This is a genomic window from Herbiconiux sp. A18JL235 (assembly GCF_040939305.1).
Taxonomy (GTDB): domain Bacteria; phylum Actinomycetota; class Actinomycetes; order Actinomycetales; family Microbacteriaceae; genus Herbiconiux.
Genome location: NZ_CP162511.1, coordinates 1672759 through 1695668, shown reverse-complemented (window position 1 = coordinate 1695668; position 22910 = coordinate 1672759). Strand labels below are relative to the sequence as shown.

General features: G+C 72.2%; 17 protein-coding genes and 1 pseudogene. 10 read left to right on the top strand and 8 right to left on the bottom strand.

Going from position 1 to position 22910, the window contains the following annotated elements:
• Positions 1-373: 373 nt before the first annotated feature.
• Positions 374-2122, bottom strand: coding sequence for an ATP-dependent helicase (locus ABFY20_RS07820; RefSeq protein WP_368499372.1), 1749 nt, complete (start codon positions 2120-2122; stop codon positions 374-376).
• A complete protein-coding gene (nudC, locus tag ABFY20_RS07815; protein ID WP_368499371.1) occupies positions 2119-3141 on the bottom strand; it encodes an NAD(+) diphosphatase in 1023 nt (340 codons plus the stop codon). Before nudC ends, ABFY20_RS07820 begins: the two co-directional genes overlap by 4 nt.
• Before the next feature lie 61 nt (positions 3142-3202).
• Between nudC and ABFY20_RS07810 the strand changes: the two genes are divergently transcribed.
• Positions 3203-4264: a phosphotransferase gene (locus ABFY20_RS07810; RefSeq protein WP_368499370.1), complete on the top strand. Its 1062-nt coding sequence runs from the start codon at positions 3203-3205 to the stop codon at positions 4262-4264.
• Between the two features lie 61 nt (positions 4265-4325).
• Here the strand turns inward: ABFY20_RS07810 and ABFY20_RS07805 are convergent, their stop codons facing one another.
• Together ABFY20_RS07805 and ABFY20_RS07800 are read right to left on the bottom strand one after the other, a co-directional pair.
• Positions 4326-7634: a UvrD-helicase domain-containing protein gene (locus ABFY20_RS07805; protein ID WP_368499751.1), complete on the bottom strand. Its 3309-nt coding sequence runs from the start codon at positions 7632-7634 to the stop codon at positions 4326-4328.
• Positions 7635-7723: 89 nt separating this feature from the next.
• Positions 7724-11011 carry a PD-(D/E)XK nuclease family protein gene (locus tag ABFY20_RS07800; protein ID WP_368499369.1) on the bottom strand — a complete coding sequence of 1096 codons (3288 nt, stop codon included), beginning with the start codon at positions 11009-11011 and terminating at the stop codon, positions 7724-7726.
• Between the two features lie 134 nt (positions 11012-11145).
• Here ABFY20_RS07800 and ABFY20_RS07795 point away from each other — a divergent pair, with 134 nt between their 5' ends.
• On the top strand, positions 11146-11370 hold the full coding sequence (locus tag ABFY20_RS07795; protein ID WP_368499368.1) for a DUF3107 domain-containing protein: 225 nt from the start codon (positions 11146-11148) through the stop codon (positions 11368-11370).
• 4 nt (positions 11371-11374) lie between these two features.
• Positions 11375-11683 (top strand): hypothetical protein, encoded by a 309-nt coding sequence (locus ABFY20_RS07790; RefSeq protein WP_368499367.1) that lies wholly within the window; start codon positions 11375-11377, stop codon positions 11681-11683.
• Between the two features lie 18 nt (positions 11684-11701).
• On the opposite strand, the gene ABFY20_RS07785 is transcribed toward ABFY20_RS07790, so the two are convergent.
• Positions 11702-12418 carry a ferritin-like fold-containing protein gene (locus ABFY20_RS07785; RefSeq protein ID WP_368499366.1) on the bottom strand — a complete coding sequence of 239 codons (717 nt, stop codon included), beginning with the start codon at positions 12416-12418 and terminating at the stop codon, positions 11702-11704.
• Positions 12419-12669: 251 nt separating this feature from the next.
• Between ABFY20_RS07785 and ABFY20_RS07780 the strand changes: the two genes are divergently transcribed.
• On the top strand, positions 12670-14190 hold the full coding sequence (locus tag ABFY20_RS07780; protein ID WP_368499365.1) for a DEAD/DEAH box helicase: 1521 nt from the start codon (positions 12670-12672) through the stop codon (positions 14188-14190).
• A 51-nt stretch (positions 14191-14241) separates the two neighbouring features.
• On the opposite strand, the gene ABFY20_RS07775 is transcribed toward ABFY20_RS07780, so the two are convergent.
• Entirely contained in the window at positions 14242-15111 is an 870-nt protein-coding gene (locus ABFY20_RS07775) for a PHP domain-containing protein (RefSeq protein ID WP_368499364.1), read from the bottom strand.
• Positions 15112-15172: 61 nt separating this feature from the next.
• On the opposite strand from ABFY20_RS07775, the gene ABFY20_RS07770 reads away from it, so the two are divergent.
• A complete protein-coding gene (locus ABFY20_RS07770; protein WP_368499363.1) occupies positions 15173-16702 on the top strand; it encodes an aminopeptidase P family protein in 1530 nt (509 codons plus the stop codon).
• Between the two features lie 64 nt (positions 16703-16766).
• Here the strand turns inward: ABFY20_RS07770 and ABFY20_RS07765 are convergent, their stop codons facing one another.
• Positions 16767-17261: a general stress protein gene (locus tag ABFY20_RS07765; RefSeq protein WP_368499362.1), complete on the bottom strand. Its 495-nt coding sequence runs from the start codon at positions 17259-17261 to the stop codon at positions 16767-16769.
• 82 nt (positions 17262-17343) lie between these two features.
• Between ABFY20_RS07765 and ABFY20_RS07760 the strand changes: the two genes are divergently transcribed.
• From ABFY20_RS07760 to ABFY20_RS07745, 4 genes are all read left to right on the top strand, one after another.
• Complete coding sequence (locus tag ABFY20_RS07760; RefSeq protein WP_368499361.1) at positions 17344-18687, top strand: CBS domain-containing protein; 1344 nt, start codon at positions 17344-17346, stop codon at positions 18685-18687.
• Complete coding sequence (locus ABFY20_RS07755) at positions 18668-19270, top strand: DUF1003 domain-containing protein (RefSeq protein WP_368499360.1); 603 nt, start codon at positions 18668-18670, stop codon at positions 19268-19270. Before ABFY20_RS07760 ends, ABFY20_RS07755 begins: the two co-directional genes overlap by 20 nt.
• Positions 19267-20436: an Mrp/NBP35 family ATP-binding protein gene (locus tag ABFY20_RS07750; RefSeq protein ID WP_368499359.1), complete on the top strand. Its 1170-nt coding sequence runs from the start codon at positions 19267-19269 to the stop codon at positions 20434-20436. The genes ABFY20_RS07755 and ABFY20_RS07750 overlap by 4 nt, the downstream gene beginning before the upstream one ends.
• 92 nt (positions 20437-20528) lie before the next feature.
• On the top strand, positions 20529-21500 hold the full coding sequence (locus ABFY20_RS07745; RefSeq protein ID WP_368499358.1) for a hypothetical protein: 972 nt from the start codon (positions 20529-20531) through the stop codon (positions 21498-21500).
• Positions 21501-21860: 360 nt separating this feature from the next.
• Here the strand turns inward: ABFY20_RS07745 and ABFY20_RS07740 are convergent.
• A pseudogene (locus ABFY20_RS07740) lies at positions 21861-22118 on the bottom strand (Sec-independent protein translocase TatB); the annotation flags it as partial.
• Between the two features lie 93 nt (positions 22119-22211).
• Between ABFY20_RS07740 and ABFY20_RS07735 the strand changes: the two are divergent.
• Complete coding sequence (locus ABFY20_RS07735; RefSeq protein ID WP_368499357.1) at positions 22212-22844, top strand: O-methyltransferase; 633 nt, start codon at positions 22212-22214, stop codon at positions 22842-22844.
• Positions 22845-22910: the final 66 nt, after the last annotated feature.

Here is a 22910-nt window from a genome sequence, read left to right as displayed (position 1 = left end):
GCTGCGGCGTGGTTGCGTCGCGACATCCCCCATGTGCTCGTGGAGTTCGGCGATCGCTCGGTGCGGGTCGGTCCGGTGGTGCGGCCGGGAACCGGGCCCTGCGCCAGCTGCCTCGAGCTCGCCCGCCGCGACGCCGATCCGTGCTGGCCCGCCGTCGCGTCTCAGCTCGTCGATCGAGCGGCCCCGGCTGCCGACGCCCTCGGCATCGCCGTGGCGGTGCCGCTCGTGGAGCGGGTCGCCCGCGAGCACCTCGCCGACCCCGGGTGCGGGTGGGGAGAGCACGCGGTGCGATGGCTGCACCCCCTGCGTGGCCCGTCGCCCGGAGTCGCGGGAGGGCCCTCGACGCTCGGCGACGCGCTCGTGGTCGAGCGGGTCAGAGCCCATCCCGAGTGCGGATGCCGATCTCCTGAAGGAAACGGGAGGGCTGACGATCGACCCCTCGGCGCACCCCGGCCGCCGCCCACGACAGCTCGAGTCGTTCCCGTGCCCGCGTGATGCCCACGTAGAGCAGCCGGCGCTCCTCGTCGGCGCCTTCGAGGCCACTGGCGTGACTGATGGGAATGAGCCCCTCGGCGACGCCCACGATGAACACCACCGGCCACTCCAGACCCTTCGCGGAGTGCAGGGTGGCGAGGTTGACGGCGCGCACGGTCGGCTCGTGCTGAGTCGCCTGCCTGGCCATCAGTTCGTCGGTGAACTCGCGGAAGGTCGTGCCCGCAGGCATCGACTCGGCGAGCCCCATGATCGCGTTCAGCGACTCCCAGCGGTCGCGCACGGCGCCGACGCCCTCGGGTTCGTGCTGGGTCCAGCCGCGGGAGCGCAGGACGTCGCTCACCGATTTGAACAGCGGCTCTGCGGTGATCGACACCGAGGCGGCGCGCAGCTCCATCACGGCGCGCTTCACGTCGGGCTGGTCGAAGAACCGGGTGCCCCCGCGCAGCTGATAGCTGACGCCGGCCTCCGTGAGTGCCTGCTCGAGCGGCGCCGACTGCGAATTGACGCGGTAGAGCACGGCGATGTCGTTCGGAGCCACCCCCTCGGCCACGAGCTCGGAGATACGGGCGGCAACGCCTGCCGCTTCGGCGAGGTCGTCGCGGTAGGCGGTGACGACGGGCTCGGGCGGCCCGGGGGTCATCGGCGCAGCCGGGGCCGCGGGCGATTCCGCCGCGCTTCGCGATGCCGCGTGAAGGGTGAGGGCTCCCGCTCTGCCCCGCATGAGCCGGTTGGCGGCGGCGACGATGGGTTCGGTGGAGCGGTAGTTGCGTTCCAGCGACACCACCGTCGCGCTCGGGTGACGGCGCTCGAAGCCGAGCAGGTAGTCGGCGCTCGCCCCGGCGAAGGAGTATATGGTCTGGCTGGCATCGCCCACCACGCAGAGGTCGCGACGGGTGCCGAGCCAGAGCTCGAGCAGGTGGTGCTGCAGCGGCGAGACGTCCTGGAACTCGTCGACCACGAAGAATCGGTACTGCTCACGCACCTGGATGGCGACCGAGGGCTCGAGCTCGATCATGCCCGCGGTCGCGAGCAGCACGTCTTCGAAGTCGAGCTGGCGGCGCTCATCCTTCAGCGCCTCGTAGCGCTGCTGCAGCTCGAGCATCTGCTCGAGACCGAGGTTCGACGGCAGCGTGCGCGACGACCGCGCCGCCAGCGCGTACTCCTCGATGCTGAGGTTCGACACCTTGCGCCATTCGATCTCGGCGGCGACGTCGCGGAGCGTCGCGGTGTCGACCCGCAGCTTCACCAGCTCGGCGGCGTGGGCGATCGCCTTCGCCTTGTTGTCGATGATCTTCGGCGCCTCACCGCCCACCACCTGCGGCCAGAAGTAGTTCAGCTGCGACAGCGCAGCGGCGTGGAAGGTGCGCGCCGCGACCCCGCCTGCCCCCAGCGGACGCAGTCGCGACCGCAGCTCGGCGGCGGCCCGACTGGTGAAGGTGAGGGCCATCACGCGGTTCGGCGAGTACACCCCGGTCGCTACTCCGTAGGCGATGCGATGGGTGATGGCACGCGTCTTCCCGGTTCCTGCACCCGCGAGGATGCACACCGGGCCGAGCAGGGCACGGGCGGCGACGCTCTGTTCGGGGTCGAGCGCGGTGAGGAGGTCGTCGGCAGACGAACCCGTCATGCCCTCTCCCGCTCGGGCAGCGGCCCGCCGAACCAGCGTTCGACGATGGCGCGCGCGATGGAGGAGCGGCCGGGAAGCAGCACGTCCGACCGCGGGTCGGCGATCTCGTCGCGGGTGAACCAGCGCAGTTCGAGGATCTCGTCGCCGTCGGGGCGGAGCTCCGCTTCGTGGTCGGCCGAGACCCGTGCCATGAAACCCACCATGAGCGATGCGGGGAACGGCCACGGTTGCGAGCCCACGTACTCGGGATCGTCGATGACGACTCCCGACTCCTCGCCGATCTCGCGCACGGCGGCCGACTCGAGCGACTCCCCCGGCTCCACGAAGCCGGCGAGGAGCGAGAAGCGGTTGTTCTCCCAGAGCGCGTTCGAGCCGAGCAGGAGACGATCATCGGCGTCGACGATGCCCACGATGACGGCGGCGTCGGTGCGGGGGAAGAGCTCGATGTCTTCCTTCGTGCAACGGCGAACCCATCCTCCGGCCTCGACCGTGGTCGACGAGCCGCAGCGGGGGCAGAAGCGGTGAGTGGCGTGCCAGTTGGCCATCGCCAGCGCCTCGGTGAACACGCCTGCACCCACGTCGTCGAGGTCGGCGGCGACCATCCGCAGGTCGAGCCACTCCGCCGGCGCCGGGTACGACTCGGCGAGGAGGTCGTCGAGGGCGAGGGCGAACAGCGGCGAGCCCTCCGGCAGCTCGGCGGAGCCGGCCGTGACCCGGCCCAGGTAGAGCCTCACCGGGGCGGAGTCGCCCTCCGCCGCCCGCACCGCCTCTGCCATCAGGCGCGGTTCGGTGAGCGCGATGACGGGCCGCACGGGCACCTCGGGGGCCGAGCCGAATCCGTCCCAGCCCACGGGGTTCGAACCCGTGGCCGCGAGCGCGCGACCGCGGTGCAGCAGCAGCACCCGCGCCTCGGCAGAAGCCCAGAGAGCGTCGAGCGCGGCGGGGTCGGAACGGGTGGCGTGGTCGCGATCCACACCGTGGCGGGCAAGAGGCAGCGAAGCCTGAAAAGCGCGTGACATGGTTGCTCAATCGTGCGTGGCGAAAACCGTGGCCGGACCAGGTCGCCCTACCCTAGAGGCTATGGCGAGATCCCACCTCACTCTAGCCGCGCTCGCGACCTCGGCCGTCGCCGGTGCCGACATCGTGGGCTCGCGTCCGCTCTCGAGCTCCACCACCCACCGCTTCGACTCGGCGGTGGTGACGCTGCGCTCCGGCGAGGAGTACGCGGTGCGGGTGCCGGTGAACTCCGACGCCGAGGCGGAGCAGTCGCGCGACCTCGTCGCCCTCCGTGCCCTCACCGCGGGGGTGCGTACGAGACTGCCGTTCCACATCCCCGACCAGCTCGGCCAGGCCCCCATCGGCGAGACCCGCGCCGTGGTGTACGACTTCATCCAGGGGCGCCCCGCCTCGCTCGCCGACGTGGGAGGCGAGGGCAGTGCCAGCGACTCGATCGGCCGGGCGATCGCCGCCATCCACTCCCTCCCCACCTCCGTCGTGTCGGATGCCGGACTGCCCTCCCACACAGCGAGCCAGATCGCTCTGAGCTCCCGCAAGCTGAGCGACCGTGCAGCCGCGTCCGGCCGGGTGCCGAAGGAGCTGCTGACGCGCTGGTCGCTGGCCCTCGAAGACAGCGCGCTCTGGCAGTTTCAGCCCACGGTGGTGAACGGGTCACTCGGGCCGGAGTCGTTCCTCGTCATCGACGACCAGGTGATGGGTGTGCTCGGCTGGCAGGAGCTCAAGGTCGGCGACCCCGCCCTCGACCTGTTCTGGCTGAACTCCGCGGCGCGCTCCGAGAGCGCCGACCGGGTGTTCGCGGCCTACGAGCACGCTCTCGCCCGACCCGCCGACCGTCAGCTGCGCAAGCGCGCCCGGCTGTACGCCGAGCTCGAGATCGCACGCTGGCTGCTGCACGGGGTCGACAGCCGCGACGAGTCGATCATCGCCGACGCCGAGGGCATGCTCGACGCACTGCGCACAACGGTGCAGAACGACCTGCTCAACCCGCTGTCGACCGACACCGGGCAGATCATGGCGGTCGAAGACGTCGAGGCCATGCTCGATCGCACGCCGCTCCCCGGCCGCTCGACCACGAGCGTGGGCGGGGAGAGCAAGGCCCACGCGAACCGCATCGCCGAGGACTGACCCTCCGCGCAGCTCGGCACGGTACGGCCCGCTCGCCTCAATCCGGCTCGACGCAGCTCAGCTAGCTCAGCGAGGTGAGCACGAGGCGCTCCAGCTCCTCCTCGGCGTACAGCCGTTCGGGGCGCACCACGCGATCTTCGGGCACGAAGTAGAAGCAAGCGTCGACGCGCTCAGGCTCGATGCCCTTCCAGCGCGCGTAGGCGAGCCGGTACAGAGCGAGTTGCAGTTGCTTCAGCTCGAGGTCGTCGGCGTCGCGGGGTGCCTTTCCCGTCTTCCAGTCGACGACCAGGAACCCGTCGTCCTCGGGGAAGACGGCGTCGATCTTGCAGACGATCACTCGGCCACCGAGCACCAGATGGATCTCGGTCTCCACCTCCACCGGCTTGCGCGTGGCGAACTCCGACGCCTCGAACACCTCGATCAGGCCGCGCATCCGCTCTTCTTCGTCTCGGTCGTCTCGGTCGTCGTCCCCGGCGCCGCGGTCATGATCAGCCCCCGTGCCACTCCGGGGCAGGGGTTCCACCTCGACGGCCGAGGCGGGTGTGCCGGCACCGAACGACTCGAGCTCATCGTCGAACGGTTCGAGCTCGTCGTCGTAGACGTCGACCAGGTCGCCGCCCGAGAACGGGAGATCGACCAGGTGGTCGTCGCCTCCGCGGAACCTCTCCTCCACCCAGCTGTGGAAGCGGGTGCCCAGTCGCGTCTGCCGGAAGGGCCGTTCGGGCATCGGCCGCCGCAGCGCCCTCACCACGGCCTCCGGGTCGGAGACGTAGTCCTTGAACCTCGACGCCGGGATGCGCACCGGCACCTCGAGCCGGTCTCCGGCTCCCAGGGCGGCGCGTTCGGCGAGCAGCAGCTCGATCTCGGCGTCCCACACCGTGGCGGCGCCGGGGTCGGCACCGCGCACCGCTTCGGCGGCGAGTTCGAGGCGGCTCCGCCGTCCGCCGAGCGGGTCGCGTGGCCATTCGACCCGGTTCTCCGACTCGGCGAGCGGATTCTGCTCGAAGGCGGAGGCCTCGGGAAGCACCCCCTCCGCGACAACTCCGACCGCCTCGAGCTCCCGAAGGTAGCGGCTCGGCGGGCGGGGCTTCACCCCCGTCGACCAGAACGAGCCGCTCAGCAGCAGCGAGTGCCGGGCACGGGTGAGCGCGACGTAGGCAAGCCTGCGCTGCTCGGCGGCGTGGTGCTGGGCGTTGGCCTCGCGGAACTCGTCGAGCACCGCACCGAACTCGTTCTGAGCCTCGAGGCCCTGCCAGGCCAGGGAGGGGAGCTCGGCGGAGTCTCCCCGGAAGTCGAAGGGCAGCTCGCCGAAGGTGAGCCAGCCGAGCTTCGAGCGGGGTTCGCCGGGGAGTTCACCCTCCACGAGGCGCGGCACCACGACGACGTCCCATTCGAGACCCTTGGCGCCGTGGATGGTGAGGATCTGCACCGTGCCGGGTTCGGCGTCCTCGGTGCGGGGTTCGAGGCGCTCACGCTTCTCGGCCTCCTCGAGCCAGGCCAGGAAGTCGCCTAGCCCTGCAGAGGGGTCGAGGGCGAGGAAGGCCACCAGCTGCTCCGAGAACGCCTCGAGCCCGGCGCGCCCCTCGGCGGCGTGGGGGCTCGCCAGCACCTCGATGTCGAGCATCAGCTCCTGCTGCACGAGGTCGACGTAGTCGACGAGGCCGAGGCCCGCACGGGTGCGCAGCTGCGCCAGTTGCACCGCGGCGCGGCGCAACCGCTCGAGACCGGGCTCGCTGAAGCCCGCGAGTGCGGAGTGCGCCGGATCGGCGGTGGCGACGAAGTCGAGGGCGTCGACGATCGACCTGTCCTCCTCGGCGACCACCGAGCCGCGCAGGCGCTCGGAGACCCCGGTGTCGAGGCGCTGGAAGCGGTGGTCGCGCTCCGCGATCCAGGAGGCGAGCGCCCGGAGTGCCACGAGGTCTTTCGCCCCGATGCGCCAGCGTGCCCCGCCGAGCACCCGCACGAGGTCGGCGCCGGCCGTCGGGTAGTACAGCACGCGCAGAGTCGACACCAGATCGGCAACGGCGGGTTGGGCCAGCAGCCCGCCGATGCCGAGCACGTGGTACGGGATTCCGCGGGCGTCGAGTGCCGCGGTGAAGGGCTCGATCTTCTTCACCGAACGGCACAGCAGCGCCGCGCTCGGACGGGTGCCGTCCGGCGCGTCGGGCGTCAGACGCTCGGCCAGCCAGTCGGCAACGGCTCGCGCCTCGTCGGCGACGGTCTCGGCGAACACGGTGTCGACGAGCCCCTTCCCGGCCCCGGGCCGCGCCGAGAGCTGTTCGACTGCGACCCCTGCGCCCGCCGACAGCGGGCCGACCAGGGTGTTGGCGGAGTCGAGCACCCCCGTGGGGTTGCGCCAGCTCGTCGACAGGGCGAAGGGCGCCGAGCCGCGGGGGGCCGCGAAGTCGGCGGGGAACCTCGCGAGGTTCGCCGCGCTCGCGCCGCGCCAGCCGTAGATCGACTGGTGCGGGTCGCCCACGGCCATGACGGGGTGGTCGCGGAACAGCGCAGCCAGCAACCGGGTCTGCACGACGCTGGTGTCTTGGTACTCGTCGAGCAGCACCACCCGGTAACGGTCGCGGTAGTCGGCGACCACCCCGGGCGAGCTCTCCACGATCTGCAGGGCGAGGGCGATCTGGTCGGAGAACTCCACGTAACCTCTGCGCACCTTCTCGGCCGCGTAGGCGTCGGCGAGCTCCAGCACGAGCGGCAGCGGGGCGACGGCGTCGATGGCGCTCTGCAACGGGCGGTAGACGTTCTTCACCCGCGCCGAGCCGGTGGGCAGCTCCGCGAGAGACACGAAGCGCTCGGCATACCGCGCGACCTCCGACGAGCCCACCACGTTCTCGGAGAGCGCTCGGCTAAGGGCCAGCACCGCCGAGGTCACGACGTCGACCGAGCGGTCGACCTGCAGCAGGCGCTGGTCGCCGCTGCCCACCACGACCTTGCGCGCCAGCTGCCAGGCCGAGGCCTCGCTCAGCACCGCCGCCTCGCCCTCGCGGCCGATCGTCACGGCGCTCTCGCGGAAGATGCCGTTGGCGAAGGCGTTGTAGGTCGAGATGGCGGGCACGTCGAACGGGTCGGATTCGCGCTGAACGAGCCCGGAGGCCGTGAGCTCTCGAAGACGCTTGCGGATGCGCTCGGCGAGCTCACCCGCCGCCTTGCGTGTGAAGGTGAGGCCGAGCACCTCTGGCACCTCCACCAGGCCGTTGGCGATGAGCCAGACCACCCGGTTCGCCATCGTCTCGGTCTTGCCGCTGCCGGCTCCCGCCACCACGATGCGCGGCTCGAGCGGAGCTTCGATCACCGCCTGCTGCTGAGGAGTGGGCCGGGGCAGGCCCAGCCGGTCGGCGATCTCGACTGCCGGCACGACGGCCCGCGCCGCAGGCTCCGGCGTCTGCCCGGGCGGGGCGAACGCCTCGGGCCGTTCGAGGTCGGCGAGGTCGAACAGCGCGTCGCTCACTCCGACACACCCTTGATGAGCTGGATGCGGTACTCGTACCGGTTCTGCACGTCGCGTTCCTCGGGTTCGGCCACGCCGTCGAAGGTGGCGGCGGCCATGCCCTCGGCCACGGCCTCGATGCGTGCGGCGACCGCCGCGAGCGCCTCCTGGTCGAGCGGCTCCTGCTCGAGCAGGGTGAACCGGATGCTCTGGGTTCCCTTCGCGACGTACAGCAGCGCCGCCCCAGCCGACTCGGGACCAGGGTGGGCCGCACTCTCGCCGCCGGCCTCGAGGTCTGTGCCGAGCCCCTCCACCGACGCCGTCGCGAGGGCCAGCTGATAGCTCGCCAGCTGGGCATGGCCAGGAAGATCGGCGCGCCGCACCGGTGTCTTACCGGTCTTGAGGTCGATCACGAGAAGTCGGCCATCGGGAAGCCGCTCCACCCGGTCGATCGACCCGTTCACCTCAGCCCGCCCGGTGCGGAAGGAAAACCGCGCCTCGGCGCCCGCGAGCTCCCGCTCGCCGGCGTCGAAGTCGCGGAGATAGTCGGCGAGGCCCTCGAGCTTCGTGCGCAGCGCGCGTCTCTCGCGCTCCTCGATCCACGGCGCCTCGAAACTCAGCTCGCTCCACCGCTCCTCGGTGGCACGCATCAGCTCGTCGACCCCGACGCCCTGATGCCCGGTCGTGGAGGCCTGCTCCAGAACGGAGTGGACGATGGTGCCGATGCCCGCGGCGACGCTCTTCGACCCACCAGCCACCTGGTCGACGAACCAGACCAGAGGGGACTGCTCGAACGACTCGATCTTCGATGGCGACACCCGCACCACGGCCTCGGTGTCGGCCGGATCGACCAACGGCTCCTCGGTCGACGGCGGCAGGAGGCCGTACCACTCCGACGGGTCGGCGCCCGCGACCTCGGCAGCGGCGAGGCGGGCGAGCGCCGCGGCTGCACGCCGGTCGCCGTCTTCGGTGAGCCTGCGGCGCAGATGCCCGGTGAGCCCGCGCAGGGTCAGCGGATGCCGCACGGCGGGAACGGGATCGGCGTCGGGCGCCAGCCCGATGAAGGCCGAGGGCTGCTCGTCGTCGTTGGCCACGCAGCTGAGCACCGTGAGCTCGGTCGAGCGCGACACGGCGAGGGCGAACATCCGCAATTCGTCGGAGAGCACTTCGGCACGGCTTTCGCCGGGCGCCGCGTCGACCGCCGGGTCGGCGTGACCGGCCGCGAGGGGCGCGAGGCGCTGTGCGTGAAGCAGCGAGCCGCGCAAGCGCAGATTGGGCCACACCGACTCCTGCAATCCGGCCACCACGACCACCGCCACCTCGGCGCCGACCACCCCGGTGGGGGTGGTGACGAGCACCGAGCCCGTGCGGGAGCGCGGGGAGAGCGTGTCTTCGGGCACCTCGGCACCGAAGAACTCATCGACGAAGAGCGCGGCCGGGCGGTCGGGGTCGCGTTCGACCGCCCGGCGGGCCGCCGTGAACAGCGCGACGGCTCCGTCGAGGTTGCGATCGGCCTCGTCGGCGAGGATTCCCGTTCCCTTCGCCAGCTCGCCCCAGCGCGCGGCGAGCCCGCTGCGCTGCCACAGCCCCCAGAGCAACTCCTCGACGCTCGCCCCTGCGAGGGCGCTCTCCCGCGCTGCGGCGAGGGACGTACCCAGGGAGGCGACTCGCCGAGCCGGTGCCGAGTCGATCGCGACGAGCACGCCCGGGGTCTCCAGCGCCTCGCGCAGCAGCTCGTCGGAGTGCCGGCCTCCGCCGTGCGCCAGCTCTTCGTGCCGGAGCGCGAGCCTCAGCCGCCGGAGGCCGACGGCGTCGACACCGCAGAGCGGACCGAGCGCGAGCGATTCCACGACCTCGGGGGTGGGTTCGAGACGGTCGAGAGCCACGGCGAGCGCTTCGGCGAGGTGGCGCGCCGCGTAGTCGTCGCGGAGAGCCTGCACCGCCGACAGGGTGCGGGTGGGAACCTCGGCCAGGCCGAGCCCGCGCGCGACGGCGGGCACCAGCGAGCCCGACCGCACCACCACCGCCATCTGCGACCAGGGCGTGCCGTGCAAGAGGTGCCGCTCGCGCAGCAGTCGCGCCACCGTGGCGATCTCCCCCGCCCGCGTCTCCGCCTGAATGCGCAGCACCCGCCCGGCCACCCGGCCCGGTGCGGCGTGCTGACGCGTTCGTTCTCCCCGTCCGCCCCCCGGGCCTGCCGCAGCCCCCGCCTGCTCGGCGGCCTCGGGCACGTCGTCTGACCGCACTGCCGCCCCTGCCTGCTCGGCGGCACCGGGCTCCACGGTGTCGCGCTGGCGCCCCGCCGCCGCGGCGCCGATGCGCTCGGTGACCCGACGGGTGAGGGCGCGCAGCTCGCCCCGCTGTCGATGCGACGTGCGCAGAACGACCGGTTCGCCCACCTCGACGCCGAGCACCCGGCCGAGCTGGCCGAGCGCCCTCACGTCGGAGCCGCGGAAACCCGCCGTCGCGGCGTCGGGGTCGCCGAAGGCGACGACGGCTGCGCCCTGCCGCGCGAACTCGCGCAGCAGGTTGAGCGCTCCGACGGGCAGGTCGTGAACGTCGTCGGCCACCACGAGGCGCGCGTCGAGTGAGACGGCGCCCGTGCGCAGCAGAGCTCTCGCCTCCGCCAGCAGCTCGGCAGAGTCGAGGTGGGCGACATCGAAGCTCTCGACCGTGTTCTGGTACTGGCCGAGGAACGCCCCAGCCGAGACCCACTCGGGAACGCCGTGCTCGGCACCCAGACGGGAGAGTCGCTCGGGCGACACGCCGTTCTCGGTGGCGCGCATCATGAGGTCTCGGAGCTCGGTGCGGAACGCGCGCAGCCCCCTCACTTCAGGCGGCAGCCCCTCGGGCCAGGCGATGGCCTCGCGCCCCTCTTCGGCGTCGTCGATGCCGCCCTTCAGCAGCTCGGCGATGATGCGGTCTTGCTCGGCGCCCGTGAGCAGCGCCGCGCGGCGCGAACCGGGGAGGGCATCGCGGGTGCCCGCCCGGCGCACGAGGTCGAACGCCGCCGAGCTCGGCGTGCGGGCCAGCGGCCCGTTGCTCGGGAGCCCGAGCCGCAGCGCGACCCGGTCGCGAAGGCGGGTGGCGCTCTGCCTCGTGGTGGTGAGCACGAGCACCTCTTCAGGCGCGAGCCCGCCGTGCAGCACCCGATCGGCGACGAGCTCGACGAGGGTCGTCGTCTTGCCGCTGCCGGGAGCGCCGATGACAGCGAACGACGACTCGAGCGGCCGCGTGAGCACCGCACGCTGGGCCTCGTCGAGGGGCACCGCGCCCGCCGTCTCGAGACCCGCCTGAACTGTCATGGCCCCCACGCTAGCCGCGCCCACCGACAACGCCCGGCCGACCCGCGAGACGGGGGTCGCGTTGTTCGCTCAGGGCGGGAGGAATCGACAGCCGGGCGACTCTGGCGTGCGCGACCGTGCCGTAATCTGGCCTCATGGACATCCGCATCGGCATCGCCAACTCGCCCCGTGAACTCTCCTTCGAATCGAACCAGACCCCGGCCGAGATCGAGCAGACCGTCGCCGCAGCACTCGCCTCAGCGGGCACCCACATCTCGCTCACCGACAACAAGGGCAAGGTCTACGTCGTGCCCGTCGGCGCACTCGCCTACGTCGAGATCGGCAGCGAAGAGTCGCGCCGCGTCGGCTTCGTCGGCTAGCACCGTGGAGCTGCTGTTCATCACGCTCGGCGGGGCCATCCTGGGCCTCGCCGCCCGCTACCTGCTGCCCGACCGCGACCGGCACGGCGTCGTGCTCATGCCTGCCGTCGGAGCCGGTGTCGCCGCGGTCGTCTGGGTCGCCCTCACCTGGCTCGGCTGGGCGTGGGACGGCGGGTGGATCTGGGTGGTCAGCCTCGTCGTCACCGGCCTGGCGGTGGTCGCCACCGACATCCTGGTCGGCCGCCGCCGCAAGGAGCACGACGTGCACCGCCTCGACGCCCTGCTGAACGGTCGTGCCCCGCTCGCCCGCTGACCTGGCGCGAGCGCGGTCTCAGGCGGTGAGCCCCAGCCCGTCCATGCGGCGGGTGTGGGCGGCGATCATCTCGGTGAACACCGGCTCGATGCGCTGCTCGTCGGACTCGGGGTTACCAGTGAGGTGGATGGCGGAGCGGCACACCAGCAGGGTGTCGCCCACCACGCGCCGCCCCCACATCGCCAGGCGCGAGCCCAGCACCGGGTCGGCGGTGATCGCCTCGGACAGCAGCGCGGTGATCGCGCCCCGCGCGTGCTCGGCATCGAGGATGGCCACGCACCGCGGGCCGATGTCGCTCGGCAGCCCCTGGGCGAGCAGGCTGAAGAAGTCGTCGAGGATGCCGGCGGTGAGGTACACGCTCGCCAGCTGCTCGAACCAGTCCCCGCCCTTCACCACGGCGCGGTAGCGGTCGATGCCCACGGTGAACGGCTCGATCACCTCGGAGGGGTTCGCCACGCGGCGACGCAGCTCGGCCACGAGGCGCTCGTGCTTGTCGAGCGCCTGCCCCGCCGCCGGGGCCAGCATCTGCTTCGCGGCGACCGTCGGGGCCGCGTTGATCGCATCCGAGATCTCCTCGAACACCGCCAGCTGCACGTAGGCGACCTGCCCCAGATACGGGAGCACCTCGGGCGTCAGCTCGGCGAGGTTCACCTTCGGATAGTTCGCGACGTCTTCCCGGGGCTTCAGCCGCGGGATCTCGATGCGCACCTTCGGGCGGCGGAGGAATCCGAACACGACGCCAATCCTATCCGGGCCGCGCGGGCGACCCTGACGCGCCGCCCGGAGGCCTTCCAGGCCGCCCGAGCCGCCGTTCCGCTAAACTCGGCTCGGGCCCTGACGACAACTCGGGGCAATCGCCGCCGTCCGGCGCCATCGCCGGTCATCGCTCCGCCGCCGTGCACTGCATCTCGCAGCCGCGGCCGGGCGCCGTTCTCCCCCACGGCGGCACCGCATCGAACGGGTTTCCCCAGACAGGTTTCCAGACAGTGACTTTCAGCGAACTCTCCATCGACCAGGACATGGTCGACGCCCTGGCGTCGAAGGGCATCCTCGAGCCCTTCCCCATCCAGGAGCAGACCATCCCCCTCGCCCTCTCCGGGCAGGACATCATCGGCCAGGCCAAGACCGGCACCGGCAAGACGTTCGGCTTCGGCCTCCCACTCATCCAGCGTCTCGGCACCGACCCCGCACCCGGCGTCAAGGCGCTCGTGGTCGTCCCCACCCGCGAACTCTGCGTGCAGGTCACCGAAGACCTCGAGCTCGCGGCCTCGAACCGGCCCACCAAGATCGTGTCGATCTACGGCGGCAAGGCCTACGAGGGCCAGATCGAGCAGATCAAGGCCGGCGCCCAGATCGTGGTCGGTACCCCGGGCCGCCTGCTCGACCTCGCCGGGCAGCGCCTGCTGAACCTCGGCGCCGTGCAGGAGATGGTGCTCGACGAGGCCGACAAGATGCTCGACCTCGGCTTCCTCGCCGACATCGAGAAGCTGTTCGCGCAGACCCCCGCGAACCGCCACACCATGCTGTTCTCGGCGACCATGCCCGGCCCGATCGTCGCGCTGGCGCGTCGCTTCATGAACAAGCCCATCCACATCCGGGCGAGCGATCCGGATGAGGGGCTCACCCAGGCGAACATCAAGCACCTCGTCTACCGAGCTCACAACCTCGACAAAGACGAGGTCATCGCCCGCATCCTGCAGGCCAAGGGCCGCGGCAAGACCGTCATCTTCACCCGCACCAAGCGTGCGGCTGCGAAGCTCGTCGAGGAGCTCAACGACCGCGGCTTCAACGCCGCCGCCGTGCACGGCGACCTCAACCAGGAGCAGCGCGAGCGCGCCATGGCCGCGTTCAAGGCGGGCAAGAAAGACATCTTGATCGCCACCGACGTCGCGGCCCGCGGCATCGACGTCGACGACGTGACGCACGTCATCAACCACACCATCCCCGACGACGACAAGACCTACCTGCACCGCGCCGGGCGCACCGGCCGCGCCGGCAAGACCGGCATCGCGGTGACCTTCGTCGACTGGGACGACCTGCACAAGTGGGCCCTCATCAACCGCGCGCTCGAGTTCGGTCAGCCCGAGCCCACCGAGACCTACTCCTCGTCGCCGCACCTGTTCACCGACCTCGACATCCCCGAGGGGACTCGCGGCCGCCTGGCTTCGGCGGCCCCCAAGTCGGCCGAGGGCTCGGGTTCGGCCGGCCGCAGCGGCTCGCGCAGCGCCACCGCGGGCCCGCACGGCGGCACAGATGCGGGGGCCGGCTCCGGCGAGGGCCGCCCCGCCCGCAGCCGCAACCGCAACCGCACCAGGAGCCGCAGCGGCTCGGCGGGCGGCGCGACCACCGCATCCGACACCACCGCGGGTGCGGGCGCGGCCACCGCCACGGCGGCGGCCACCGAGTCGACCTCGGCCGGCGCCGGCTCCGAGCACCACGACGGCAACAGCGCCCCGCGCCGCCGCAGCCGCACCCGCCGCCGCTCCCCCCGCCCCGCGGCCGAGTAACCCGCCGCCCGGCGCCGCCGCCGCTTCCCCGCGCTGCCGCTCCCCCGCGCCTCAGGCGTAGGTGGGGGTGGTACCGGTGGCGCGGGCGATCATCGCCTCGAGAACCTCGGGGCGGGTGGTGTTCTCGCCGAGGCGGTTGGGTTTGCCTGCGCCGTGGTAGTCGCTCGAGCCGGTGACGGCGAGCCCGTAGCGCTTCACCAGGCGCTCTAGCCGCACCCTGCCCTCCGGGGTGTTCTCGCGGTGGTCGAGCTCGAGGCCGAACAGCCCCGCGTCGACGAGCGCGTCGAACTCCTCGTCGAGCTGGATGTCGGCGCGGCTGCGCGTCGCCGGATGCGCGATGACGGGCACTCCCCCGGCCGCCACCACGAGCCGCACCGCCTCGAGCGGGTCGGGCGCGTCGTGCGGCTGGTAGTAGCCGGCCCGCCAGTGCAGGATGCCCGCGAACGCCGCACTGCGGTCGTCGGCGAGCCCGCGTGCCACGAGCGCGTCGGCGATGTGCGGGCGGCCTACGGTGGCCCCGGGCTCGGTCTGGGCGAGCACGTCGTCCCAGCTCACGTCGTAGTCGCGGGCGATGCGCTCCACCATCTGCTCCGCCCGGTGCAGCCTGGCCTCCCGGATGCGCGCCGTCGCGTCGAGCAGATCGACGTTCTCGGGGTCGAACAGGTAGGCCAGCAGGTGCACGCTCGACCACCCGATGCGGGTGCTGAGCTCCATGCCCGGGATGAACGTCACGCCCACTCGGGACGCCTCGGCGACGGCTTCGGCCCACCCGGCCGTGGAGTCGTGGTCGGTGAGTGCGACCGTGCCGAGCCCCGCATCCTTCGCCGCCCGCACCAGCTCGGCGGGCGCTTCGGTGCCGTCGGAGACCCTGCTGTGCGTGTGCAGGTCGATCGGCTCCCTGAACAGCCGAGCGGAAGACATCCCCCCATCGTATCCCGCCGCTTCGCCCCGACCGTCAGCACCCGGGGTGGAGAATGGAGGCATGGCCGAGACCACCGAGACCGTCCCCACCACCGCGACCGACACGACCGCGACCGACGCCGCCGCGCCCACCACCCCGGGGCACGTCGACACCGACGCGCCAGAACCCCGCGCCACGAGCAACCGCTCCACGACGCCGGGCTCCGACGCCTTCCGCGACTACATCGCGAGCGGCTGGGCCGAGCGCACCGAGACCCTCCCGCCCGCGCGGGAGCAGGCGAGGTTCGCCGCCCGGCGCCGGCGCCGCCTCTCGGAGGCCTTCCCCGGCAAGCGGCTCGTCATCCCCTCGGGCGCCCCGAAGCAGCGCTCGAACGACACCGACTACCCCTACCGCGCGCACTCCGCCTTCTCGTACCTCACCGCGTGGGCCTCCGACGCCGAGCCGGGCACCTTCCTGGTGCTCGAGCCCTCCGCCGCCGGCCACGACGCCACCCTCTATTTCCGCGAGCGGGCCGGCCGCGACTCCGACGAGTTCTACGCCAACCCCGAGATCGGCGAGTTCTGGATCGGCCCCCGCCCCTCGCTCGCCCAGGTCGCGAGCGATCTCGCCCTCGCCACGCGCGGCATCGCCGAGTTCGAGGCCGTCGACTTCGACGAGAGCACGATCGTGCTGCGCGAGGCCGACCCGGCCCTTCCCGCCGGCGCCGGCGACGCCGCCGACGAGGAGCTCGCCCGCGTGCTCTCCGAGCTGCGCCTGGTGAAGGACTCCTACGAGATCGCGCAGATGCGCGAGGCGGTCGCCGCGACCGCGCGCGGCTTCGACGACGTGATCGCCGACTTCGCCCGCAGCTCGCAGCACGCCCGCGGCGAGCGCCTCGTCGAGGGCGTGTTCAACACGAGGGCGCGCCTGGACGGCAACGCGGTCGGCTACGACACGATCGCCGCCTCGGGGCCGCACGCCTGCATCCTCCACTGGACCCGCAACGACGGGCCCGTCACGCCCGGCGACCTCATCCTGCTCGACGCCGGCGTGGAGCTCGACTCGCTCTACACCGCCGACATCACCCGCACGCTCCCGGTGAACGGGCGCTTCACCGAGGTGCAGCGCCGCGTGCATGAGACCGTGCGCGAGGCCGCCGACGCGGCGTTCGCCATCGTGCGGCCCGGCATCCGGTTCCGCGAGATCCACCAGGCGGCGATGGCCGTGATCGCCAGGCGCACCGCCGAATGGGGCCTGCTGCCGGTGACCGCCGAGGAGGCGCTCGAGGTCGACAACCAGCAGCACCGCCGCTACATGGTGCACGGCACCAGCCACCATCTCGGCATCGACGTCCACGACTGCGCGAAGGCCCGCCGCGAGATGTACCTCGACGGTGTGCTCGAGCCCGGCATGGTGTTCACCATCGAGCCGGGGTTGTACTTCCAGCCCGACGACCTGACCGTGCCCGAGGAGCTGCGCGGCATCGGGGTGCGCATCGAAGACGACATCCTGGTCACCGACGACGGCGCCGAGAACCTCTCCATCGGCATCCCGCGCACCGCCGACGACATCGAGGCCTGGTACGCCCGGCTGAACCCCGAGGTGTCGTAGCCGCAGGCCGAGCGGACGTGGGCCGACCGGGAGGCCCCGCGCGGGGCGAGCCGGGCGACCTCCTCTAGCCCTCCGAGCGGTCGAGCACGTTCCGCGCCCGGTTCGCGAGCTCCACGCTGACGACGACGGCGTAGGAGCTCGCGACCACCTGCATCACGGAGGTGTAGTCGCGCCTCCGGCGGCCGAGGCTGTAGACGACGATGTTGAAGAACAGTCCGAAGCCCGCGCCGATGAGCGCGGCGGCGACGAGGAACAGCGGTGTGGTGCTGGTGGGCGAGAGCAGCACGAGCAGCAACCCGAAGAAGATGCCCACCCAGAGCCCCGAGAGGGCACCGGCGAGCGCCGCACGACCGTAGCTCATCTTGCCCGTGACGCGCTCGACGCTCTTGAGGTCGCTGCCCACGATCGAGAGCTCCTTCACCGGGAACTCCGCCCGCGCGAGCCGGTCGACCGCGGCCTGCGCCTCGGCGTAGCTGTCGAAGGTGGCGACCGTCTCGCCCGAGGGGATGACGGCTCCGCGCGGCTGGCGACGGCGGGCTGAGGGCTGCGGATCGGTCACCCCGGCATTGTCCCACGGCCACCTCCGGCGCGCCTGAGCGCTCCCGGCCGGAGGCGCAGGGCGAAGGTCTAAGTTAGTAGTCGTGAGTGCCACCAGAGTCTTCGTCGCCCGATTGGTGGGGTGCACCGTCTTCGACCCCTCCGGCGACCGCCTGGGCAAGGTGCGCGACGTGCTCGTGGTCTACCGCAAGAACGACCCGCCGCGTGTCGTCGGCCTCATCGTCGAGATCCCCGGCCGCCGGCGGGTGTTCGTGTCGATCGGCCGGGTGACGAGCATCTCGAGCGGCCAGATCATCACCACCGGCCTCATCAACGTGCGCCGCTTCGAGCAGCGCGGCGGCGAGGTGCGCGTGGTGGCCGAGCTGTTCGGCCGGCAGGTGGTGTTCGCCGACGGCTCGGGCCAGGCGACCATCGAAGATGTCTCGATCGAGGAGCACGGGCCCGGCGAATGGTCGGTCGCCCAGCTGTTCGTGCGCCGCCCGAAGACCGGCCCCTCCCCCTTCGCCAAGGGAGCCACGGTGTTCGCGGCCTGGGACGAGGTGCGGGAGCGCACCTCAGCCGGGCAGGCGCAGTCGGCCGAGCAGCTCATCGCCACGTTCAGCGACCTGAAGCCCGCCGACCTCGCCAACACCCTGCTCGACCTCCCCCCGGCGCGCATGCTCGAGGTGGCCGAAGAGCTGCCCGACGACCGTCTGGCCGACGTCCTGGAGGAGATGCCGGAGGTCGATCAGGTCGAGATCCTCTCGAAGCTCGACGACGACCGCGCCGCCGACGTGCTCGACCAGATGCAGCCCGACGACGCCACCGACCTCATCGCCCTGCTCTCCGACGAGCGCGGCGAGCACCTGCTCGAGCTCATGCAGCCCGAGGAGGCCGACGACGTGCGCATGCTCCTCGCCTACGCCCCCGACACCGCCGGCGGTCTCATGACCACCGAACCCATCATCGTCTCGGCCGACGCGACGGTGGCGGAGGGTCTCGCGCTCATCCGGCGGCACGAGCTCGCCCCGGCCCTCGGCGCGGCCATCTGCATCACCCTCCCCCCGTTCGAGCCGCCCACTGGGCGCTTCCTCGGCATGGTGCACTTCCAGCGGATGCTGCGGTACCCCCCGCACGAACGGCTCGGCACCATCCTCGACCAGGGTCTCGAACCCGTCACCGCCGGCACCTCGGCGGCGGTCGTGGCGCGCATCCTGGCCAGTTACAACCTGGTCTCCGTCCCGGTCGTCGACGACAACCACCGACTGGTCGGGGTGGTGACCATTGACGACGTCCTCGACTACCTCTTGCCCGACGACTGGCGAAGTAACGACAGCGATGACGACACCGACGAGGTGTCGGATCGCACCCCCTCGCGAGCGCTGAGCGGAGCGCCGCGCACCCCTGCACGCGGAAGGAGGACCGGACATGGCACGATCGGGCGATAACAGGCAGCGCTCGGCGCTCGACGCACCGAAGGGCCGTCGCACCACGGTCATCCCGCGGCGCCCCGTGACGAGCCGCGACCGGTTCGGGCGGGTGACGGAGGCGATCGCGCGGGCGATGGGCACCCCGTGGTTCCTCGTGGGGCTCACGCTTTTCGTCGTGGTGTGGATGCTGTTCAACACCTACGGCCCCGAGAACTGGCGCTTCGACTCCGCGGCCATCGGCTTCACGGCCCTCACGCTCATCCTCTCGCTCCAGGCCAGCTACGCCGCGCCGCTCATCCTGCTCGCCCAGAACCGGCAGGACGACCGCGACCGCGTGCAGTTCGAGCAAGACCGGCAGCGGGCCGAGCGCAACCTCGCCGACACGGAGTACCTCGCCCGCGAGGTGGTCGCGTTGCGGCTCGCGCTGCAAGACATGGCGAGCAAGGAGTTCATCCGCGCCGAGCTGCGGTCGCTGCTCGACGAGCTCGACCGCGACCGCGATCGCGACGACACGGATGCTCGCACGGCCTCCCCCTCCTCCCCCTCCCTGCTCGGCCCGGCCACCGGCTCGGTGCCCACGCAGCGGAACCCGCGCCGGTGAACGCAGCCACCGCATCCGGTCTCCCCGAGGCCGTGCGGGGGGCGCTCGCCCGCGTCGTCGACCCCGAGATCAGGCGGCCCATCACCGAGCTCGACATGGTGGGCGCGGTGGCGGTCGACGACTCCGGGGTGGCCGACGTCGAGCTGAAGCTCACCATCGTGGGGTGCCCGGCGGCCGCCACGATCGAGCGCGACGTGCGCGAGGCGACGCTCGGCGTGCCGGGCGTCAGCGCGGTGCGGGTCGACGTCACGGTGATGACCAACGAGGAGCGGGCGGCGCTCACCGAGCGGCTGCGAGGGCCGGGGCGGCGCGAGATGCCGTTCGGGCCCGGAACGCTCACCCGCGTGTACGCCATCACGAGCGGCAAGGGCGGGGTGGGCAAGTCGACGCTGACGGCGAACCTCGCGGTGGCGCTCGCCCGCCGCGGGCTGTCGGTGGGGCTCGTCGACGCCGACGTGTACGGGTTCTCGATCCCGGGCATCCTGGGACTCGTCGACGACACGGGGGTGGCGGCGCGGCCGACCCGGCTCGACGACATGATCCTTCCGCCCGTCGCCCACGGGGTGAAAGTCATCTCGATCGGCATGTTCATCGACCCGTCGCAGGCATCTGCCACCGGCGGCGCCGTCGCGTGGCGCGGGCCGATGCTGCACCGCACGATCGCCCAGTTCCTCACCGACGTGTACTTCGGTGACCTCGACGTGCTGCTGCTCGACCTCCCGCCCGGCACCGGCGACGTGGCGATCTCGGTGGGGCAGCTGCTGCCGAACGCCGAGGTCGTGGTGCTCACCACCCCACAGCCCGCCGCCGCCGACGTCGCCGAGCGCTCGGGTCTCGTCGCCATGCAGACCGGTCAGAGCGTCTACGGGGTCATCGAGAACATGGCGGGCTTCGCCGGACCCGACGGGCAGACGGTCGAGCTGTTCGGGTCGGGCGGCGGTGCCGAGGTGGCGAGACGGTTGAGTTCGCGAGCCGGCCGGGAGGTTCCACTGCTCGCCTCGGTGCCCCTCAGCGTCTCGCTGCGCACCGGGGGCGACGCAGGGGCGCCCGTTGTGCTCGCTCACCCCGACGACCCCGCCGCCCGCGCCATCGACGCCGTCGCCGACACCATGGCGCGCCGCGGCCGTGATCTCGCCGGCCGCCGCCTGGGGCTCGCGCCGGTATGAGCGGCGACCGCGCCCGGCTACCCGCGCGCGGCACGGGAGCTGCGGCGCGGGGTTCGAGGTGGATGCGGCTACCCGCGCGCTTGCGGGCCGGCATGGCAGGTCTCGTGCTGGCGGCGGCCGCCACGACGAGCGGATGCACGATGTCGGGCCCCGAGGGCGACACGACGTCGGCCACGGCGGCAGTCGCGGCGACGCCCTCGGTTGCGGCCACGCCCGCGCCGACGTCCGCTCCCACCGTGGTCGACGGGGTCGGCCTCGAGATCCTGCAGAGCCGCACCGACTACGCGACCCGCGGCCTCCAGGTCTCGATCACCAACGCCGGTGACGAGCCCATCGTGGTGACGGCGGCGAGCTTCGAGAGCCCGCACTTCGCGACCCCCGCCCACTGGAGTGGCGCGCCCGTCGAGGTGCCGCCCGGGCTCACCCGCCACCTGCCGGTGGCGCTCGGGGCCGCCGTGTGTCCCGCACCCGAGGGCCCGTCAGAGTTGATTGTCGAGCTCAGGGGCGGGGGCGACAGCGAGGGCAGCAGCGGGGGCAGCAGCGGGGGCAGCAGCGACAGCGGTGTGGGCGATGCACGCACCGTTCGGGGCGAGCCGAGCGACCCCTTCGGCGCGTTGTCCCGCATCGCGAGCGAGGACTGCCTGCAGCACGCGGTCGCCGAGACGGCGGCGCTGAGCTTCTCGGCGCTGCGGGTGGAGGGCTCGGGCCCGGGCTCGACAGCCCTCCTCGAGCTGCGCATCGCTCCCACCGGAGCTGCCGGCGGCCCGGTGCTGCAGCTCACCGAGGTGCGGCCCAGCATCCTCCTGCAGCCCCGCAACGGCGGCTCCTGGCCGCTCGATCTCGAGGTGGAGCCCGGCGACCCGCCCTCCGCCCTGACTCTGGAAGCGGTTCCCGCCCGCTGCGACCCCCACGCCGTCGCGGAGGACAAGCGCGGCACCGTGCTGCCCCTCGACCTCGTGCTCGACGACGGCACCGACGGCACCGTCGATCTCGCCGCCGACGCTGCGGTCACGCAGCAGGTCTACGACTTCATCGCCGAATCGTGCGGGTTCGCCACCGAATGAGGTCGCGCATCCGTCGGCACACCTGAGTCAGCGGTGTCAGGTCGCTTCGGAGTCGTAGGCCGAGGCGGCTGCGGGAGCGGGGGCAGGCGCGTGCTCGCCGGTGGTCTCGCCCGGGAAGGCGGGGTCTCCGGCGACCGGGTCGCCCTCGGTGCCGGCTCCCGAAGCCGCCACGGCAGCAGCTGCCGCGCCCGCGGCAGCCCCGGCGATGCCCGTCGGCCCGCCGGCCCCGGTCGCGCCCGCGGCGCCTTCGCCGGTCGTGCCGATCGCAGTCGGCCCCCCGGCCGACTTCGCCTTGTGCTGGAGGTACGCGGGCTCCGGCCTCGTCGCCGGCTTCGTCACCGGGCGCACGGCCGGCGTGGCCGGGGTGTCGTCGAGCAGTGCCTCGCGGATGATGCGGCGCGGGTCGTACTGCCTCGGGTCGAGCTTCTTCCAGTCGACGTCGTCGAAGTCGTCGCCCATCTCGTCTTTCATGCGGGCCTTGGCACCGTTGGCCATGTCGCGCGCGCTGCGGATGAACTGCGCCAGCTTCTGCGCGTAGCCGGGAAGACGTTCGGGGCCGAGCACGAAGACCGCGATGATCCCGATCAGCAGCAGCTTCTCGAAGGTCAACCCGAACATGCTGAAACTATACCTTCCGCAACCGACCAGCCCCCGCGCGTGGCGACCCGGCGGAGCCTGGGCCGTTCTCTAAGCTGTCAAGCGGAGGGCACCGTGTCAAGCAAAGAGTCCAGCTGGAAGTACGCCGACGACCTCGTCGCCGAGACGCCGCAGATCGTGGCGGCGCGCGCGCACGCCGCCGAGGTGGGCGTCGAGTCGGTGTCGCCCGCCATCGGCAGCCAGCTCGGGGTGATCGCCGCCGCCACCGCGGCGAAGTCGATCGTCGAGATCGGCACCGGGCTCGGCGTCTCGGCGCTCTGGATGCTGCGGGGCGCTCCCGAGGCCACCATCACCTCCATCGACACCGAGCTGGAGCACCAGCAGGTGGCGCGCGCGGCGCTGCTCGACGCGAAGGTGCCGGCCAACCGCATCCGTCTCATCACCGGGCGGGCGGCCGACGTGCTCCCCCGCCTCAACGAGAACTCCTACGACCTGGTGCTCGTCGACGCCGATGCAGCGAGCGTCATCGAGTACGTCGAGCACGCCCTGCGACTCGTGCGCCGAGGCGGAACCGTGCTCGTGCCGCACGCCCTCTGGAAGGACAAGGTCGCCGACCCGGTGCAGCGCGGTGAGACCGTCACCGACTTCCGCACCCTCATCGCCGAGCTGGCCGCCTCGGAGGCCGTGCTCACGGCGCTGTCACCCGCCGGCGACGGGCTGCTCCAGGTGACGAAGATCGTCGGCTGACGCATCCGCTCGCCCGTCGCGAGCACGTGCCACCCCGCCCACGCGAAGGCCCCGCCACCGGATGCA

Excerpts from the sequence above, each read along its gene's own strand:
- ABFY20_RS07820 (WP_368499372.1), bottom strand. The coding sequence starts at position 2,122 with ATGACGGGTTCGTCTGCCGACGACCTCCTCACCGCGCTCGACCCCGAA.
- nudC (WP_368499371.1), bottom strand. The coding sequence starts at position 3,141 with ATGTCACGCGCTTTTCAGGCTTCGCTGCCTCTTGCCCGCCACGGTGTG.
- ABFY20_RS07810 (WP_368499370.1), top strand. The coding sequence starts at position 3,203 with ATGGCGAGATCCCACCTCACTCTAGCCGCGCTCGCGACCTCGGCCGTC.
- ABFY20_RS07800 (WP_368499369.1), bottom strand. The coding sequence starts at position 11,011 with ATGACAGTTCAGGCGGGTCTCGAGACGGCGGGCGCGGTGCCCCTCGAC.
- ABFY20_RS07795 (WP_368499368.1), top strand. The coding sequence starts at position 11,146 with ATGGACATCCGCATCGGCATCGCCAACTCGCCCCGTGAACTCTCCTTC.
- ABFY20_RS07775 (WP_368499364.1), bottom strand. The coding sequence starts at position 15,111 with ATGTCTTCCGCTCGGCTGTTCAGGGAGCCGATCGACCTGCACACGCAC.
- ABFY20_RS07770 (WP_368499363.1), top strand. The coding sequence starts at position 15,173 with ATGGCCGAGACCACCGAGACCGTCCCCACCACCGCGACCGACACGACC.
- ABFY20_RS07755 (WP_368499360.1), top strand. The coding sequence starts at position 18,668 with ATGGCACGATCGGGCGATAACAGGCAGCGCTCGGCGCTCGACGCACCG.
- ABFY20_RS07745 (WP_368499358.1), top strand. The coding sequence starts at position 20,529 with ATGGCAGGTCTCGTGCTGGCGGCGGCCGCCACGACGAGCGGATGCACG.